The sequence below is a fragment of the Camelimonas abortus genome, from assembly GCF_042432745.1.
GTDB lineage: Bacteria > Pseudomonadota > Alphaproteobacteria > Rhizobiales > Beijerinckiaceae > Camelimonas > Camelimonas abortus.
In genome coordinates, this window is the sequence record NZ_JBHLWR010000006.1 from 2,580,214 (window position 1) to 2,596,303 (window position 16,090).

Sequence of the window (16,090 nt, forward strand, 5' to 3'; positions counted from 1 at the left end):
TCCCCCGGCAGGGCGAGGCGCGGGCGTCGGGAAGGCGGCGTCCTTGCAAGTTTATGAAAAATATATTGAAACAAGGCGATCTCCGGCCGGCGCGACAGTCGTGCGCGGCGGGCGCCGCCTGCCGGCGCAGCGCGCCGGCGCGCTACGCCGGCAGTACTTCAGCCTGGATCCGTTCTGAAAAAAGCCATGACCTTTAATTAAAATCATTCCGGGAATGGCGTTTGTTTGAAGTTTTTCAAATGTATTTACGCAATATATTTGACAGCCCCGCCGCATGCGCCTGGGGACTGTGGCCAGGGACGCGCGCCGGGCCGCCGCGTCGCAGGATCGCGCCGGGGCGGCAAGGGCGCCGCCTGCCGGCGCGCCGGGGGCGAGGCCGGCGCAGCCGGCGGCAGGGGCGCGCGCCGTCTGCGGACGCGCCGCCGGCCGTCAGGCGGGCGGAGCGGCGCGCCTGGCCGGGCAGGAGAGAGACATGTTTATCGCCATGAACCGTTTCCGGGTCCGCAAGGACCGCGCCGCTGACTTCGAGCAGATGTGGCTGAATCGCGAATCCCACCTGCATGAGCTGGACGGCTTTATCGAGTTCCACATGTTGCGCGGGCCGGAGCGCGAGGATCACATCCTCTACGCCTCCTTCACCAAATGGGCTTCGAAGGCGCATTTCGACGCCTGGACGAAGTCGGAGCAGTTCCGCAAGGCGCATGAGCGGGCGGGGCAGCCGGCCAGTGGGCCGATGACCATCGGCCATCCGGAATTCGAAGGCTTCGAGGTCTTCCAGACCCGGCCGGCGGGCAAGGCCGCGGAGTAATCCGGGGAGCGCAGGGCGTCCCGGACGCGCCCGGCGGCGGGCGTCAGGATACGGGCGCAGGGCAGGGCGAGGGCCGGCCCGCCGCCTTGCAGCAGGGCCCGCCGCGCTGGCGGCGTGGATCCGGAGGCCGCGCCACTATTTGTCTGCGTCGCGCGCCGATTCCGTGTCGCGGGCCGCGCGTCCGTGACGGAACGCGCCGGGCGCGGACCGGCCGATGGCGGCGCGGGTCCCGGTGACGCGGCGCGGCCGCCGGGATTTTCCATGCCCCCGGCCTGCAGGGCCGCCTGGCGGGCGTGGACGGCGCCAGCGCCTCGCCGGCGCAGGGCGGCCGCGCCGCCGCTCAGTGGGCCGCGCCGCCGGCAGGAGCCGCCGTCGCCGCTTTCTTCGCCTTGCGGCGGTTCTCCAGATTCTGCAGCACGATGAACAGCGACGGCGTCACGGTGATCGACAGCAGCGTCGAGCCCAGCATGCCGGTGAGCGTGGCGAAGCCGATCGAGCGCTGGGCGTTGGCGCCGGCGCTGTCGGCCAGCACCAGCGGCACGAGACCGAGGCCAAAGGCCAGCGAGGTCATCAGGATCGGTCGCAGGCGCAGCCGCGCCGCCTCCACCGCCGCCTCAATCACCGGCCTGCCTTCCTGCAGGTGCTGGTCGCGGGCGAAGCCGACGATGAGGATGGCGTTCTTGGCCGAGAGCGCGATGAGCAGGATCAGGCCGATCTGCGTGTAGAGATTGCTGGCCAGACCCAGCGCCAGCAGGCCGCTGGCGGTGCCCAGCAGCGCCAGCGGCACCGAGAGCATGATGGCCATGGGCGCGTACCAGCTCTCGTACTGCCCGGCCAGCACCAGATACACCAGCAGCAGGCTGATGGCGTAAACGATGAAGATCTGGTTGCCGACCTCCGCCTCCTGATAGGACATGGCGCTCCAGTCAAAGCCCATGCCCGGCGGCAGCGTTTCGCCGGCGATGCGCGCCAGCGCCTGCATGGCCTGGCCGGAGCTGACGCCCTGCACCGGCGAACCCACCAGCGTGGCGGCCGGATACATGTTGTAGAGGCTCACCAGCGACGGGCCGGTGGTGCTTTCGATGTCGGCGACGGCGCCGAGCGGCGTCATCCTGCCTTCCTTGTTGCGCACCATCAGCGCGCCGATCACGTTGGGGTCGGCGCGCTGGCTGGCGTCGGCCTGCGTGTACACTTGGAACACCCGGCCGAACTTGATGAACTGGCCCACATAGCTGGAGCCGACATAGGCGCCCAGGGTGTCGGCGGCGTCCTTGAACGGCACGCCCAGGGTTTCGGTGCGGGTGCGGTCGATGTTCACCGTCACCTGCGGGGCCTGGGCGCTGAAGGTGTTGACGGCGGAGACGAAGTCGCCGGTGGCCAGCGCCCGGGCGGCGATGGCGCTGGCGGCGCGCTGCAGCTTCACATAGTCGAAGCTGCCGTCGCGCAGCTCCACCTTCATGGTGAAGCCCGAAGCGTTGCCGATGCCCTGGATCGGCGGCGGCGGCAGCACCGTGGCCATGCCGTCCGGCAGGTTTTGCGCCGCGGCGGACAGCGCCCGGTACATGCCCGGCAGGTTCTCGCCTGGTCCGCGCTCGCTCCAGTCCTTCAGCATCACGTAGAGCACGCCGGCGTTGGCGAGGCTGGCGTTGTCGTTCATCGGCGAAATGCCGGCGATGGCGATCACCTGGGTCACGCCCGGAACCTTGCGGAACCGCTCGGAGAGCGTCGCCAGGCTCTGGCGCGTGCGGTCAAGGGTGGCGCCGTCCGGCAGCTGCACCGAGGTGAGAAAATAGCCCTGGTCCTCCACCGGCAGCAGCGCCGTGGGCACGCGGCTGAGCGAGAAGGCGGAGAGCCCCACGAGGCCCAGCGTCGCAACGAACACGACGCGGTAATGGCGCGTCAGCGCCTGCATCATCCGCACATAGGCGCGCTCGCACGCCTGGTAGCAGGCCTCGAAGGCGCGGAACACGACGTTGCGCTCGTGCACGTGCTTCGGCGGGCGCAGCCACAGCGCGCTCTGCGCCGGCTTGAGCGTCATGGCGTTGATGGCGCTGATCAGCGCCGTGGCGGCGATGACGAGCGCGAACTGACGGTACATCTGGCCGGAAAGACCCGGCAGGAAGGCCGCCGGCAGGAACACCGCCATCAGCACCAGCGTGATGCCGAGAATGGGGCCGGTGAGCTCCTTCATCGCCAGGATGGTGGCGTCATGGGAGGAGAGCCCGCGCTCCATGTGCTTGGCGACGCCCTCCACCACCACGATGGCGTCGTCCACCACGATGCCGATGGCCAGCACGATGGCCAGCAGCGTCGACATGTTGACGGTGAAGCCCAGCGCCGCCATGGCGGCGAAGGCGCCGATGATGGTCACCGGCACGGTGGTGGCCGGCACCAGCGTGGCGCGCCAGTCCTGCAGGAAGATCAGGATCACCAGCAGCACCAGCACCGCCGCCTCCACCAGCGTGTGGTAGACGTCGTTCATCGCCGCCTGCACGAACAGCGTGGTGTTGAACGGCGCCGACCAGCTCATGCCGGGCGGGAAGCTCCTGGCGAGCTCCGCCATGCGGGCGTTCACCGTCTCCGCCACCTGCAGGGCGTTGGCGTCCGGCAGCTGGAAGATGGCGACGCCGGCGGCGGCCTGGCCGTCGAGGCGGAAATCCTGGGAGTAGGTCTGCGCCCCCAGCTCCACCCGGGCCACGTCGCTGAGGCGCGTCACCCGGCCGCCGTCGTCATTGGCGGCCTTGAGGATGATGTTCTCGAACTGGCTGACGTCCTCGAGGCGCCCGTCCAGCCTGAGCGTGTACTGGAAGGCGCCCGGCCCGGAGGTGGGCGGCGCCCCCAGCTGTCCCGAGGCCACCGGCCGGTTCTGGGCGTTGATGGCGGCGGCGACGTCGGCGGGCGTGAGGCTGCGCGCCTGCATCTTCTGCGGGTCCAGCCAGACGCGCATCGCGTACTGGCCGGCGCCGAACACGGTGACCCCGCCCACGCCCGGCAGGCGCGACAGCTCGTCCACCAGATTGATGGTGGCGTAATTGGACAGGTACAGGCTGTCCTGACGCGGATCGGTGGAGGTGAGCGTGATGATCTCGAGGATCGAGGTGGAGCGCTTCACCGTCTGCACGCCCTGGTTCTGGACCACGGAGGGCAGCTGCGCCAGGGCGGTGGACACCCGGTTCTGCACCAGGATCTGGCTCTTGTCCGGGTCAGAGCCGATAGCGAAGGTGACGGTGAGCGTGTAGGTGCCGTCGCTGGCGCTGGTGGAGGACATGTAGATCATGCCTTCCACGCCGTTGACCTTCTGCTCGATGGGCAGGCCCACCTCGCGCGCCACCACCTCCGCGCTGGCGCCGGGGTAGCGGGCCGTCACCTGCACGGTGGGCGGCACGATGTTGGGGTACTGCGCAACCGGCAGGTTGAACACCGCCACCATGCCGAGCAGGATGGTGAGAATGGCGATGACGTTGGCCAGGATCGGCCGTTCGATGAAGAACTTCGTCATTTGCCCGCCGCTTTCCCGTCGCCGGTTCCGGCCGCCTGCGGCGCGGGTTTCGGCGTGACCCTGGCGCCGGGAACGGCGCCCATGGCCTGGCCCACGATCACCTGCTCGTCGCCACTGAGCCCGTCGAGAATCACCCGCATGCCGTCGTCAGTGAGCTGGCCGGGGGTGACGATGCGCTCCTCCACCACATTGTCCTTGTTGACCACCAGCACGTAGCGGCCGCCCTGGCTTGAGCCAAGCGCGCTGTCCGGCGTCAGCAGCGCCTGCTGCGGATTGGGCAGCGGAATGCGCAGGCGCACGAAATTGCCGGGCAGGATGGCGTTGTCGGCGTTGGGGGCGATGGCCCGCACCAGCAGCGTGCCGGTGGACTGGTCCATGGTGGGGGCGACGTAGTCGATCTTGCCCCTGTAGGGATAGTTGCTGTCGATGGAGAGGCCGATCTCCACCGGCAGCCCTTCCGCCGCGCCGGAGGCGACGCCGCGCGCGCGCATCGCCTCGCGGATGCGCTGCACCAGGTTCTCGTCGAGCGAGAACTGAACGTAGACCGGTGAGCTCTGCACGATGGCGGCCAGTTTGGTGGGGCCGCCCACGCCCACCAGCGCGCCCACGTCGACAAGGTGGTTGGTGACCACGCCGTCGAAGGGCGCGCGCACCTCCGTATAGGAAAGATTGAGCTGCGCCTGTTTCACCTGGGCGCTGGCCTGGTCCACCGCCGCCTGGGCCGCGTCGCGCCTGGTGAGGGCGTCGTCCCGCGCCGCCTGGGAGGCGGCCTGTTTGGCGTAGAGCTGGGTCTGGCGCTCAAGCTCGGTTTCGGCGTTCTTCAGCTGCGCCTGCTGCTGGGCGAGGGCGGCCTGCGAGAGCTCCAGGCTGATCTGGTATGGCTCCTGCTCGATCACGAACAGCACGTCGCCCTTCTTCGCCACGGCGCCGTCGCGATATCTGATGTCGGTGAGATAGCCCTGGACGCGGGCCACCAGATCCACCTGCTGCAGGGCCTGCGCCTGGCCGGTGGCCGGAATGTACTGGGTCACGGCCCGTCGCGCCGGCGTGGCCACGAGCACTTCTGGCGGGGGAGGCGGCGCTGCGGTCTGCCTGTCGTTACAGGCTGAGACGGCCAGCGCCAGCGCCAGCGCTGCGGCCAGCGCCGAACGCCGCTCGAAGGTAGTGGTGCTCACTCACGCCTCCCATCGCGGGCGCCGCCGCTCCTGCCGGCCGCGGTCCGCGCCAATCCCGCACTTGTCCGACGCCCGCCCGCCCGGCGCCCGCCCGCTTCACGCGCCGGCGCGGGGCGCCGTCCGCCGTGGGATGGCGGAGCGCCCGGATTTCCTCCGGAATGCGCCCCTTCCGCCCCTTATCCTGCATTTCTGTTCATGGGCGGACAGCATTGTTCGCGTAATTTGGCGAATACGCAACAAGCATCAGGCCCGTCACAATGTTTTGCGCGCCTTTCTTCTGGCCGTTCCGCCCGGAAAACCGGCCCGTCCGGGACCAGACGGCCCATGGTCCGGCCCCTGGCGCGCCGCGCCCTGCGGACGCACGGCCGGCGCCGGCCTGTCGCCGGCGCCGTGACGCGCGTCAGCGCGAGGCGATCGCCTGCCTGCAGGCGTCGCTGATCCTGTCCTGGTTGGACTTGAGACAGGAGACGACCTTGCTCCTGTCGCCAATGGCCGAGGCGCAGTATTTCTCGGCGTCAGCCTTGCAGGCCGAGCGGGCGTCGGCGTTTGCGGGGCCGGCGCTGAACGCGGCGCCGCACATGGCGGCGAAGGCGACCGCGGCGACAAGCTTGCCCTTCATGATGGTTTCCTGGCCTGTTGTGGGCGCGCCGGCTGTTCCGTGGCGCCCGGTTGCAGCGCGGGGCGGGACCGTTCCGGCCGTTGCGGCGGGAATGCGGCCGGCCCCGGTCCGCGGCGCGGGCATGGAGCGCGGGGGCCGCGCCCGGTGGCGGCCGTTCCGGACAGCCTCCGCGCGCTTTCCCCGCGAGCCGCTCCCTGGCGGAGCGTCCGTCCGGGACGCCTGGAATGTTGCCGCAGGCCGCGGCGCCGGCCCATGCCATGTTCATGGCGCCGGGGAGGGAACGGGGAGAAGGCGGCCGGCGCCAGCGCCGGGCGCGTCGCCTCCGGACCGGCGGTCAGCCGCCGTCGGACTCGGGGAAGCGTTCCGGCAGGTCGATGATGACGCGCGTGCCGTCGGCGTCGCTCTCCACGGCGACGCGCGCGCCGCACCGTTCGGCCCGCCGGCGCATGTTGGCGAGGCCGCGGCCCTGGCCGCCGGCGGCGCGGCCGTCCGCGTCCGCGGCGTTTGCGGCGGCGAAGCCGTGGCCGTCGTCGGCGATGATGATGCGCCCGCGCCGCACGCCGTCCCCACCTTCCGTCGCGCCGAAGCTGACGGTGATGCAGCTGGCGCCGGCGTGCTTGACGGTGTTGGTCACCGCCTCGTCCATCAGCCGCAGCAGCTGGATGACGTGCCAGGGCCGCAGCTCCTCGTGCACCGGCAGGCCGCCGGGCGACAGCGCCCGCCACTCCAGCCGGATGTTGTGCGGGCTGAGCCGCGCCGCCGTCCGCTCGCGCCATGCCCCCAGCGCCAGCATGAGGTCGCCGTCGATTTCGTCGAGGGCGTCGATGACGAGGCGCAGGTCGCGCAGGGCGCTGCGGGCGGCCTCGCCGATGAGCGCGCCGTTGACGTCGCTGCGCTCGGCCAGGGCGACGATGCTCACCAGCTGGCCGCCGAGGCCGTCGTGCAGGTCGCGCGTCAGCCGGGCCCGGTCGGCAGCCAGCGCCGCCGCGCGCTTGCGCTGCTCCTCAAGCGCGAAACTGGCGCGCAGCTTTTCTTCGGCCTCGCGCACCTGGCCCACCAGCCGCACGGCGAAACTGTCCACTTCGTTGAGCGCGCTGGCGAACCGCCAGGTCAGGCAGGCGCCGGTCACCGCCAGGGTCAGCGCCCAGGCGATGCGCGACACGAAGATGCTGCCGCCGCCATTGAGCCCGGCCAGCGTGGCGATGTCCCACATGAAGCACACGCACAGCACCGTCGCCGCGCCGGAGAACAGCACGTTCATCGGCGTCGGCGCCGCCAGCGCCGCCTGGCTGGCCCACCGCCATATGACGGCGAGAAACGCAGCCACCGCCGGCATGCCGACGACCAGGAAAACCAGCCGCGCCGCGTGCGGTCCGGCCATGACGCCGGCGACGAACACCGCCGCTCCAGGCGCCAGCGCCACCGTCGTGGCCAGCGGCGTCAGCCGCCCGCCGGTGAACAGTATGGCGAACATGAGCAGCAGGCCCACCTCCAGCGGCGCCGTGCCCACCAGCGCCGCGCGCAGGCCGGGCAGCCAGCTGTCCGGCTCCGGCGGAAGCTGGAAGATGTGCGCCGCGCCAATGGCCAGCGCCAGCGCCACCAGCCCGTAGGTTTTCTCCTGCCGCCGCTTCAGCCACATGATGCCGAGCACCAGCGCCAGCGCCATCTGCCAGGAGGAGAGCACCAGCGGCATGGTGTCGAACAGGGCGATGCGCGCCTCGTAGGCCGGGCGCAGGGCGCTGTCCGGACCCACAAAGGGCCGGTCCAGATAGCCGCTCACCGGGCCCCAGACGTAAAGGCGGACGGTGAGCTGGTTGATGCCCGGGCGCAGCAGCGTTTCGGGAATGACGGCGATGTCCGGCAGGTTGCGGCCGGCGCGGCTGTTGCGGACGTCGCGCCGGGTGTCGAGCACGACCACGCCGTTCACCAGCGCCTGGGCGGCGTTGATGAAGCGCGGCAGCATGACGGACCATTCCCCGTCCGCGCCGGCGTCACGCCGGAAGGTGGCGGAGATCTCCTCCACATGGGGCGCGGCGCCGGCGGAGAAACGCGCCGGCAGCGACACCGGAGCCTGCCCGCCGTCAGGGCCGGTGACGAAACCTTCGGTGACGGCGTAGCGGGCGGGCGGATCGGGCGGGGGGGCGGCGACGAACAGCAGGCAGAGCAGGGCGGCGGCCAGCTGCACCAGCGCTGGCGTGACGAACCGGCGCCGCGCGGCCGGCCGGGTGAGCGCCGCGCCGGTCAAAGCCGGATCAGCCCCTGTTGCACCGCTTCAAACACGGCTTCCCCCCGGGTGTTCACCTCCAGCTTGCGGTAAATGTTCTTGATGTGGCCCGGCACCGTCTGGCGCGAGAGGCCAAGGTGCGCGGCGATGTCCGCATAGCTGAAGCCTTTGGCGATGCCCCACAGGATGTCAATCTCGCGCGGCGTGAGGCGGGCGGCGTTCACCGGCGCCGGCTGGGCGGAATCGGCCTGGCGCTGGGCGCGGCGGACGATGAAGCGGGCGATGGAGGCCGAAATGGGCGAGTGCCCGGCCACCAGGTCGCGCACGGTGGCGGCGATGTCGTCCGGGAAGGCGTCCTTGAGCAGATAGCCGGTGGCGCCGGCGCCGATGGCGGCGATGACGCTCTCCTCGTCGCCGAGGATGGAGATCACCATGATCTCCGTTTCCGGGCAGCGCGCGCGCACCTCGCGGATCAGGTCCACGCCATGACCGTCCGGCAGCTTCAGGTCGGTGAGCAGCACCCGCGGCGTCGCCCGGGCGAGGGCCGCGCGCGCCTCGCCGACGGCGCCGGCCTCCGTCACCTCGAAGCCGGACGCGCCGGCCAGCGCGTCGCGCAGCCGCTCGCGCGTGGGCGCGTCGTCCTCCACGAGCAGAACGGTGATGAGCTCCTGCCGGCCGCCGTCGCCCTGTGATGCCATCGTGCCTGATCCCGCCTTTGCACACGCAGAGGATACGCCCGCGCCGGACAGGAGGACAGCCATGAACATGGGAGCGGCCCGCCGCCGCGCCGCCGCGCTCCGGACGCCCGCCCCTAGCGGGGACCGGACACATTTCCGGTTGTTGTTGCCTTTGTGCAACATACTGAATTTCCGGAGGTTTTTCAGAACAGTTCAAATAATGGAAGCGCGCATAAGCAGTTGTGCGGGCGCGCCGTTCCCGCCTTCCTGTCTTCATTCAAAACTGCGCGGCCTGTGTGCGCCTGCATCCGCCCGGGCATGGCGCGGACACAGTCTGGAACAGTTCTGAAACATGACAATTGCAAAGGCCCGGCGTCATTTCTAAGCAACCAGCGACTTGTACGAAGCATGCACTGCAGCCGTCGGTTTCCTGAGGAGCGATTGATGAATCCCGAGCGCGTTTCCATGTCGTTGCGGCCGCTGATGTCAGGTCTTGCGCTGACAACGGGCGTCGTGGCCGGTCTCACCGCAGCCGCCGAGGCCCAGACCCGCGACCAGGGCGCCGCAGACGCCGCCGGATCCGGCGGGGGCTCCGCCGAGGTCGCGCTCGACACCATCACCGTGCAGGGCGCAGGCGCTGGCTCCGGCAACGCCAACAACGCCAGCCTCGGCGTCTCCCGCATGCCCGAGCCGCTGCGCCAGACGCCCAAGACGGTCAACGTCGTCTCCCAGCAGCTGATCGAGCAGCAGCAGGCCACCACCCTGGAGCAGGCGCTGCGCAACGTGCCCGGCATCACCCTCTCCACCGGGGAGGGTAACGGCGGCGTCAACGGCGACAGCTTCCGCATCCGCGGCATCTCCGCCAAGGGCGACATCTACGTCGACGGCCTGCGCGACTTCGGCGCCTATGTCCGCGACACCTTCGACACCGAGAGCGTCGAGGTCATCAAGGGCCCGTCCGGCGAGGGCTTCGGCATCGGCAACCAGGGCGGCCTGATCAACCAGACCTCGAAGCGCGCGAAGCTCAGCAATTTCTTCACCGTCGAGCAGGGCGTCGGCACGGGCTTCCTCTCCCGCACCACCGTCGACGGCAACTACCGCATCGGCGAGACTACCGCGGTGCGCGTCAACGGCGTGTACCACCATCAGGACGTGGCGGACCGCGATCATGTGAAAAACCGGCGTTCCGGCTTCGCCCTCGATTTCGCCACCGGCATCGGCTCGCCCACCGAGTGGCGCCTGAACTACCGCTACCAGCACAACGACAACGTGCCGGACATGGGCGTGCCGCTGGTGCGGGGCCATGACGGCCTGTTCCGCCCGGTCACCGAATTCGGCGTGCCGCGCAACACCTCCTACGTGCGCAGCACCGACCGCGACCGGGGCGACATCCACGCCGTCACCTCCAACCTGAAGCACCAGGTCAACGACTGGCTGACCATCACCAACGACACCCGCTACACCTGGTTCTACCGCGACTGGTCGGCAACCAATCCGGCCGCCTGCATCGACGACGCGACGGCGACGCCGCAGGTGTGGTGCCGCAGGGACTTCTTCCGCGGCCTCAACCCGAAGCTCGCCTATGGCGCCGGCGGCGGCATGACCTACAGGCAGTACGGCTGGGCCATCCAGGACGTGCTGACGGCCCGCGCCGACTTTAACGTCGGGGGCTTCCGCAACCGTCTGGTCATGGGCGTCGACGCCAGCTACCAGGACGACGAGCGCAAGCTCGGCGCGTGGACCGGCCGTCTCAACGACCAGACCATCTACAATCCGCGCTACGCCTATCCGGGCGCCTTCGCCACCTATGGCGCGACCCGCCGCCTCGCCAATTCCAGCAATGTCGGCCTGTTCGCCAATGACCGCCTGTGGCTGACCGAGACCCTTTCGGTGCAGGGCGCGGTGCGCTGGGATTACTTCCGCTCCAAGTTCACCAACGCGCCCTACACCTTTGGCGGCACGGCCACCTCCTACAAGACCAGTCCGTCGGTGGCGGTGATCTGGGAGCCGCTGCCCAACGCGACGGTCTACGCCTCGTTCTCGCGGGCCTACCGCCCGGTGGGGGCGGACATCGCCGTGGCTGTCGGCGGCGTCGCCAGCGAGGTGCCGCAGTCCGGCGCCAACCTTGAGCCGGAGCGCTCGGACGTCTACGAGATCGGCTCCAAGGTCGACGTGCTGGACGGCCGTCTGGGCCTGACCGCCGCGGCGTTCAACATCGACAAGAAGAACTCCTTTACCTTCGACCCGGCGACCGGCGAGATCGTCTCCGGCTTCAGCGAGGCCGGCCAGGGTCGCCGCGTGCAGGGCGTCGAGCTGGGCGCCAGCGGCAGGATCACGGAGAATTGGTCGGTCAACGCCGCCTACGCCTGGCTGCACGGCAAGGTCACCCGCACCGTCGACGGCACCGCCGGCAACGAAGCTCCGGCCACCCCGCGCAACAACGTCTCCCTGTGGACCAGCTATGACCTGACCCAGGAGGTGACGAAGATCCCGGGCGTCATCACCATCGGCGGCGGCCTGCTCTACGCCTCGTCCTACTGGGCCGACAACGCCAACACCGCCCGGATCCCGCAGACCTTCTCGCTGGATGCGATGGTGGCCTGGAAGTACGAGAACCTCCGCGTCGCGGTGAACGCCTACAACCTGACGGACCGGGTGAACTACGCCTCGGCCTTCAACGCCGCCCGCGCGGTTCCGGCTTCCGGCCGCACGGTGCTGCTGAGCGTGTCGGCCACGTTCAGCTCGTTCTGACCCCTGGCGCGCCGCCGCCGCGCCGGCCCGGAAAACACGCGCGCCCGGGCCTCCGGTCCGGGCGTGCGCGCGTCAGGCCGCCGCGCAGGGCGGGCGGCGCCGGCGCAGATGCATGAGGAGAGGACGCCATGCTGGTTACCGTTCCGGACGTTCTGACACCCGAGGAGTTGCGGCGCTGCCGCGAGACGCTCGAGCGCAGCCAGTGGGTGGACGGGCGCGTCACCGCCGGCGACCAGGCGGCGCGGGCCAAGAACAACCTCCAGATCCCGGCGGACAGCCCCGTGGCGCGCGAACTGGGCGAGCTGGTCCTGCGGGCGCTGGCGCGCAACCCGGTCTACACCTCGGCGGCGCTGCCGCTGCGGGTGCTGCCGCCCATGTTCAACCGCTATGACGCGGGCATGACCTTCGGCGCCCATGTCGACAACGCCATCCGCATGCTGCCGGACGGCTCGCGCATGCGCGCCGACGTCTCCACCACCATCTTCCTGTCGGACCCGGATGAATATGACGGCGGCGAACTGGTGATCGAGGACACCTACGGCGCCCATCCGGTGAAGCTGCCGGCGGGCCACATGGTGGTCTACCCCGCCTCCAGCCTGCACCGGGTGATGCCGGTGACGCGCGGCAGCCGCTGGGCTTCGTTCTTCTGGGCCCAGTCCATGGTGCGCGACGACACCGAGCGCGCCATGCTCTATGATCTCGACGTGGCCATCATGGGCGCGCGCCAGCAGCTGGGCGACGACAGTCCGGTGACGCTGTCGCTGGTCAACCACTATCACAACCTGCTGCGCCGCTGGGCGGACCTGTGAGCGACGCGCGCGTCAGGACGACCGTTGAGGTGCAGCTGGCCCTTGGCCAGTCGGCGCTGGACCGCGGCGACGGCCGCGCGGCGCTGGAGTGGTTTCGCGCCGCGGCGCGCGGCGGCGACGCCCGCGCGTTCAACATGATCGGCCGGTGTTACGAGCGCGGCTGGGGCGTGAAGCCCGATCCGGCCATGGCGGCGGACTGGTTCCGCCGCGCCGCGGCCATGGGCGACGCCTGGGCCATGTTCAACCTCGCCGACCTTTATTGCCGCGGCCATGGCGTGCCGGCGGATCCGGAGGCGGCCTTCGGGCTCTACGCCCGGTCGGCGCGCCGCGGCAACGCCAAGGCGCTGAACATGCTGGGCCTGTTCCGGGAAGAGGGGCGGTTCGGCCCGCCGGACCTGAAGGCGGCGGCGGAGCTGTTCCACGCCGCGGCGAAGGGCGGCGACTGCTGGGGCGCCTTCAACCTCGGCCGGCTGCTGGCGCAGGCGGGCGAGACGGCGCTCGCCCGCGGCTGGTTCGAAAAGGCGCTGGCCGCCGGATTTCCCGACTTCTGGCGGGCCATGGCCGCGGCGCTGGAGGAGTCCGGCATGGCGGAGCTGGCGCCGCTGGCCCGCCAGGCCCGCCAGCGCGTGGCGGAGGCGGAGCGCCGCGCCGGTCCGCACCACCGGACGCCGGGCACTGCCGGCGCGCCCGCCGTGGGGCCCCGCGAGCCCGGCGGGGGCTGAGCGCGCCCGCCACGAAAACGCCTTGCCCTGCCGGCGCCTCCCGCGCCGCCCGCCCTACGCCGGCTGGCGGTAATATACGCCGATGCGGTCGCCGCCGATTTCCTCGATGCGCATGTCGATGTCATAGATTTCGCGCATGGCCTCCGGCGTCATCATCTCGCGCGGCGGTCCCTGGCGCAGCACGCGGCCATGGCGCATGGCCACGATATGGTCGGCGTAGACCGAAGCGAAGTTGATGTCGTGCAGCACCACAACGATGGTCTTGCCGAGATCGTCGGCCATGCGGCGCATCAGCTGCATCATCTGCACCGCGTGCTTCATGTCGAGGTTGTTGAGCGGCTCGTCCAGCAGCACGTAGTCGGTGTCCTGGCAGACCACCATGGCCACATGGACGCGCTGGCGCTGGCCGCCGGAAAGTTCGTCCAGGAAGCGCCCGGCGAGATGGGTCACGCCGAGAAAGTCCATGGCCCGCTCCACATGGGCGCGGTCCGCCGGCGTGAGGCGCCCGCCCGAGTGCGGATAGCGGCCGAAGGCCACCAGGTCGCGCACGGTGAGGCGGGCGGCGATGTGGTTCTCCTGGCGCAGGATGGAAAGGCGCCGGGCCAGCTCGCCGCTGGGCGCGCGGGTCACGTCGAGCCCGTCCACCAGGATCTGCCCGCTGTCCATGGGCAGCAGGCGGCCGATCATGGTGAGCAGCGTGGACTTGCCGGCGCCGTTGGGGCCGATCACCGCGGTGACGCCGCCGCCCGGCAGCGTCAGGCTGACGTCGTCGACCACCACCGTGTCGCCATAGGACTTGCGGACGTTGCGGATCTCGATCACCGGACGGCTCCCCGCGCCAGCATGTAAAGAAACAGGACGCCGCCCAGAAACTCCACGATGATGGCCAGGGCGGTGTTGAAGGCGAAGACGCGCTCCAGGATGGTCTGGCCCCCCACCAGGCAGATGACGGCGATGAGCGCCGCCGCCGGCAGCGTCCAGCGGTGGCGGTGCGAGGGGACCAGCGCATAGGCCATGTTGGCCACCAGCAGGCCGAACAGCGCCACCGGGCCCACCAGCGCCGTGGAGGCGCTGGTCAGCACGGCCGCCAGCAGCAGGCAGTTCATGGTCACGCGCCGGTAGGGCGCGCCGAGGGCGATGGCCGTGTCGCGGCCCAGCCCCAGCACGTCCAGCTCCGCCCGCATGCGCCAGATGGCGACGGCGCAGGCGCCGATGACGGCGGCGGCCACGCCCAGCAGGGCGCTGTCCACCGTGTTGAAGCTGGCGAAGAACCGGTCCTGCAGCACCACGAAGTCATTGGGGTCGATCATGCGCTGCAGCACCGAGCTGATGGAGCGGAACAGCATGCCCAGCACCACGCCCGCCAGCAGCAGCAGGTGCAGGCTGCGCACGGCGCCGGTGAACAGCCAGCGGTAGAGCAGCGCCGCGAAGGCGGTCATCACCGCCGCCTGTCCCACGAACATCAGCCGCCTGTCCAGCTGGCTGTAGTCGCTGGCGCCGATGGCGAACACCGTGGCCGTCTGGATCAGCATGTACAGGGCGTCGAAGCCCATGATCGACGGCGTGAGGATGCGGTTGGCCGTCACCGTCTGGAACACCACCGTGGAGAGCGCGATGGCGCAGGCCACCAGCGCCAGCGCCGCCAGCTTCACCGCCCGCAGCTGCAGCACGAAGGCCCAGCCGCCGGTGACGCCGACGGTCATGAACGCCGCGCAGGCGGCCAGCGCCAGCCCCAGCAGCAGCAGCACGACGCGCTTCTCGCCGGTCCGCGCCGGCCACGTCCAAGCGGATCCGTCAGCCGACACGGGCGCGCCTCCGCAACAGCAGGAACAGGAAGACGACGCTGCCGATCACCCCCATCATCGTGCCGATCGGGATCTCGAACGGATGGTTGATGATGCGGCCGAGCAGGTCGCAGGCCAGGGCGAGACCGGCGCCGAGGGCGGCGGTGAGCGGTATGGCCCGCCGCATGTTGTCGCCCAGCATCAGGCTGGCGAGATTGGGCGCCACCAGCCCGAGGAAGGGGATCATGCCCACCGTGGTCACCACCATGGCGGTGACCAGCGAGACGATGGCGAGGCCCAGCGCCAGGGTGGCGCGGTAGCTGAGTCCCAGGTTGACGCTGAAGTCATGGCCAAGCCCGGCCACGGTGAGCCTGTCGGCGGTGAACCACGCCGCCGCCGCCATGGCGAAGGCCACCCACAGCAGCTCGTAGCGGCCGCGCAGCACGGCGGAGAAATCGCCGTTGGTCCACACCAGGAAGGTCTGCATCATGTCTTCCCGGTAGGCGATGAAGGTGGCGGCCGCGCCGATGACGTTGCCGAGCATGATGCCCACCAGCGGCGCCACCAGCGGCGAGGACAGCGGAATGCGGCTGAGCACGCCCAGGAACAGCGCCGAGCCGGCCATGGCGAAGCCCGCCGCCACCAGCATCTTGCCCATCACCGGCCATTCCGGCAGCAGCAGCGTGGCGCACAGCATGCCCAGGCTGGCGGCGTCCACGGCGCCGGAGGTGGAGGGCTCGGCGAAGCGGTTGCGCGCCAGCATCTGCATGATCAGCCCGGCGATGGCGATGGAGCCGCCGGCGAGGATGATGGCGATGGTGCGCGGCCCGCGGCTGGCCAGCAACAGCTGCAGCGCGGCCGGGTCGCCGGCGAGCACCGCGCCGGGCGACACCGGGCCGGCCCCGGTGAACAGGCTGGCGAGCGACAGCAGGAGAAAGACGGCCAGCGCCGCCGCGGTCGTGCGCATGGGTCGGTGCGTGTGGCTCCGGGGCAGGCATGGCGCGGAAGGGCGGCGGGCGCGC

Annotated in this window: 13 protein-coding genes; 5 read left to right on the forward strand and 8 right to left on the reverse strand. The window is 70.5% G+C overall.

Annotated elements, in window-relative coordinates:
• Positions 1-43 precede the first annotated feature (43 nt).
• Positions 44-178 (forward strand): hypothetical protein, encoded by a 135-nt coding sequence (locus ACFFJB_RS13485; protein WP_376832040.1) that lies wholly within the window; start codon positions 44-46, stop codon positions 176-178.
• 294 nt (positions 179-472) lie between these two features.
• Positions 473-808: a heme-degrading protein HmuQ gene (gene hmuQ / locus ACFFJB_RS13490; RefSeq protein ID WP_376832042.1), complete on the forward strand. Its 336-nt coding sequence runs from the start codon at positions 473-475 to the stop codon at positions 806-808.
• 340 nt (positions 809-1,148) lie between these two features.
• Here hmuQ and ACFFJB_RS13495 read toward each other — a convergent pair whose 3' ends face one another.
• The 5 genes from ACFFJB_RS13495 to ACFFJB_RS13515 form a co-directional block, all read right to left on the reverse strand.
• Positions 1,149-4,307, reverse strand: coding sequence for an efflux RND transporter permease subunit (locus tag ACFFJB_RS13495; protein ID WP_376832044.1), 3,159 nt, complete (start codon positions 4,305-4,307; stop codon positions 1,149-1,151).
• Positions 4,304-5,482, reverse strand: coding sequence for an efflux RND transporter periplasmic adaptor subunit (locus ACFFJB_RS13500; protein WP_376832046.1), 1,179 nt, complete (start codon positions 5,480-5,482; stop codon positions 4,304-4,306). Before ACFFJB_RS13500 ends, ACFFJB_RS13495 begins: the two co-directional genes overlap by 4 nt.
• A 400-nt stretch (positions 5,483-5,882) precedes the next feature.
• Positions 5,883-6,101 carry a cysteine rich repeat-containing protein gene (locus tag ACFFJB_RS13505; protein WP_376832048.1) on the reverse strand — a complete coding sequence of 73 codons (219 nt, stop codon included), beginning with the start codon at positions 6,099-6,101 and terminating at the stop codon, positions 5,883-5,885.
• A gap of 334 nt (positions 6,102-6,435) precedes the next feature.
• Complete coding sequence (locus ACFFJB_RS13510) at positions 6,436-8,346, reverse strand: sensor histidine kinase (RefSeq protein WP_376832050.1); 1,911 nt, start codon at positions 8,344-8,346, stop codon at positions 6,436-6,438.
• Complete coding sequence (locus tag ACFFJB_RS13515; protein ID WP_376832053.1) at positions 8,343-9,023, reverse strand: response regulator; 681 nt, start codon at positions 9,021-9,023, stop codon at positions 8,343-8,345. Before ACFFJB_RS13515 ends, ACFFJB_RS13510 begins: the two co-directional genes overlap by 4 nt.
• Positions 9,024-9,446: 423 nt before the next feature.
• On the opposite strand from ACFFJB_RS13515, the gene ACFFJB_RS13520 reads away from it, so the two are divergent.
• From ACFFJB_RS13520 to ACFFJB_RS13530, 3 genes are all read left to right on the forward strand, one after another.
• Positions 9,447-11,753 (forward strand): TonB-dependent receptor, encoded by a 2,307-nt coding sequence (locus tag ACFFJB_RS13520; RefSeq protein WP_376832055.1) that lies wholly within the window; start codon positions 9,447-9,449, stop codon positions 11,751-11,753.
• A gap of 128 nt (positions 11,754-11,881) precedes the next feature.
• Complete coding sequence (locus ACFFJB_RS13525; protein ID WP_376832057.1) at positions 11,882-12,562, forward strand: Fe2+-dependent dioxygenase; 681 nt, start codon at positions 11,882-11,884, stop codon at positions 12,560-12,562.
• Positions 12,559-13,284, forward strand: a complete 726-nt coding sequence (locus ACFFJB_RS13530; RefSeq protein WP_376832059.1) for a tetratricopeptide repeat protein — start codon at positions 12,559-12,561, stop codon at positions 13,282-13,284. The genes ACFFJB_RS13525 and ACFFJB_RS13530 overlap by 4 nt, the downstream gene beginning before the upstream one ends.
• Before the next feature lie 54 nt (positions 13,285-13,338).
• On the opposite strand, the gene ACFFJB_RS13535 is transcribed toward ACFFJB_RS13530, so the two are convergent.
• From ACFFJB_RS13535 to ACFFJB_RS13545, 3 genes are read right to left on the reverse strand one after another with little or no spacing between them, the layout of a single operon-like run.
• On the reverse strand, positions 13,339-14,106 hold the full coding sequence (locus ACFFJB_RS13535) for an iron ABC transporter ATP-binding protein (RefSeq protein ID WP_376832061.1): 768 nt from the start codon (positions 14,104-14,106) through the stop codon (positions 13,339-13,341).
• Complete coding sequence (locus ACFFJB_RS13540) at positions 14,103-15,089, reverse strand: iron chelate uptake ABC transporter family permease subunit (RefSeq protein ID WP_376832063.1); 987 nt, start codon at positions 15,087-15,089, stop codon at positions 14,103-14,105. The genes ACFFJB_RS13535 and ACFFJB_RS13540 overlap by 4 nt, the downstream gene beginning before the upstream one ends.
• Positions 15,079-16,035 (reverse strand): ABC transporter permease, encoded by a 957-nt coding sequence (locus ACFFJB_RS13545; RefSeq protein WP_376832065.1) that lies wholly within the window; start codon positions 16,033-16,035, stop codon positions 15,079-15,081. Before ACFFJB_RS13545 ends, ACFFJB_RS13540 begins: the two co-directional genes overlap by 11 nt.
• Between the last annotated feature and the right edge of the window lie 55 nt (positions 16,036-16,090).

What these genes read in the sequence shown, in the direction of transcription:
- ACFFJB_RS13515 (WP_376832053.1), bottom strand. Translation starts at nt 9,023, where the DNA reads ATGGCATCACAGGGCGACGGCGGCCGGCAGGAGCTCATCACCGTTCTG.
- ACFFJB_RS13545 (WP_376832065.1), bottom strand. Translation starts at nt 16,035, where the DNA reads ATGCGCACGACCGCGGCGGCGCTGGCCGTCTTTCTCCTGCTGTCGCTC.
- hmuQ (WP_376832042.1), top strand. Translation starts at nt 473, where the DNA reads ATGTTTATCGCCATGAACCGTTTCCGGGTCCGCAAGGACCGCGCCGCT.
- ACFFJB_RS13525 (WP_376832057.1), top strand. Translation starts at nt 11,882, where the DNA reads ATGCTGGTTACCGTTCCGGACGTTCTGACACCCGAGGAGTTGCGGCGC.
- ACFFJB_RS13505 (WP_376832048.1), bottom strand. Translation starts at nt 6,101, where the DNA reads ATGAAGGGCAAGCTTGTCGCCGCGGTCGCCTTCGCCGCCATGTGCGGC.
- ACFFJB_RS13495 (WP_376832044.1), bottom strand. Translation starts at nt 4,307, where the DNA reads ATGACGAAGTTCTTCATCGAACGGCCGATCCTGGCCAACGTCATCGCC.
- ACFFJB_RS13520 (WP_376832055.1), top strand. Translation starts at nt 9,447, where the DNA reads ATGAATCCCGAGCGCGTTTCCATGTCGTTGCGGCCGCTGATGTCAGGT.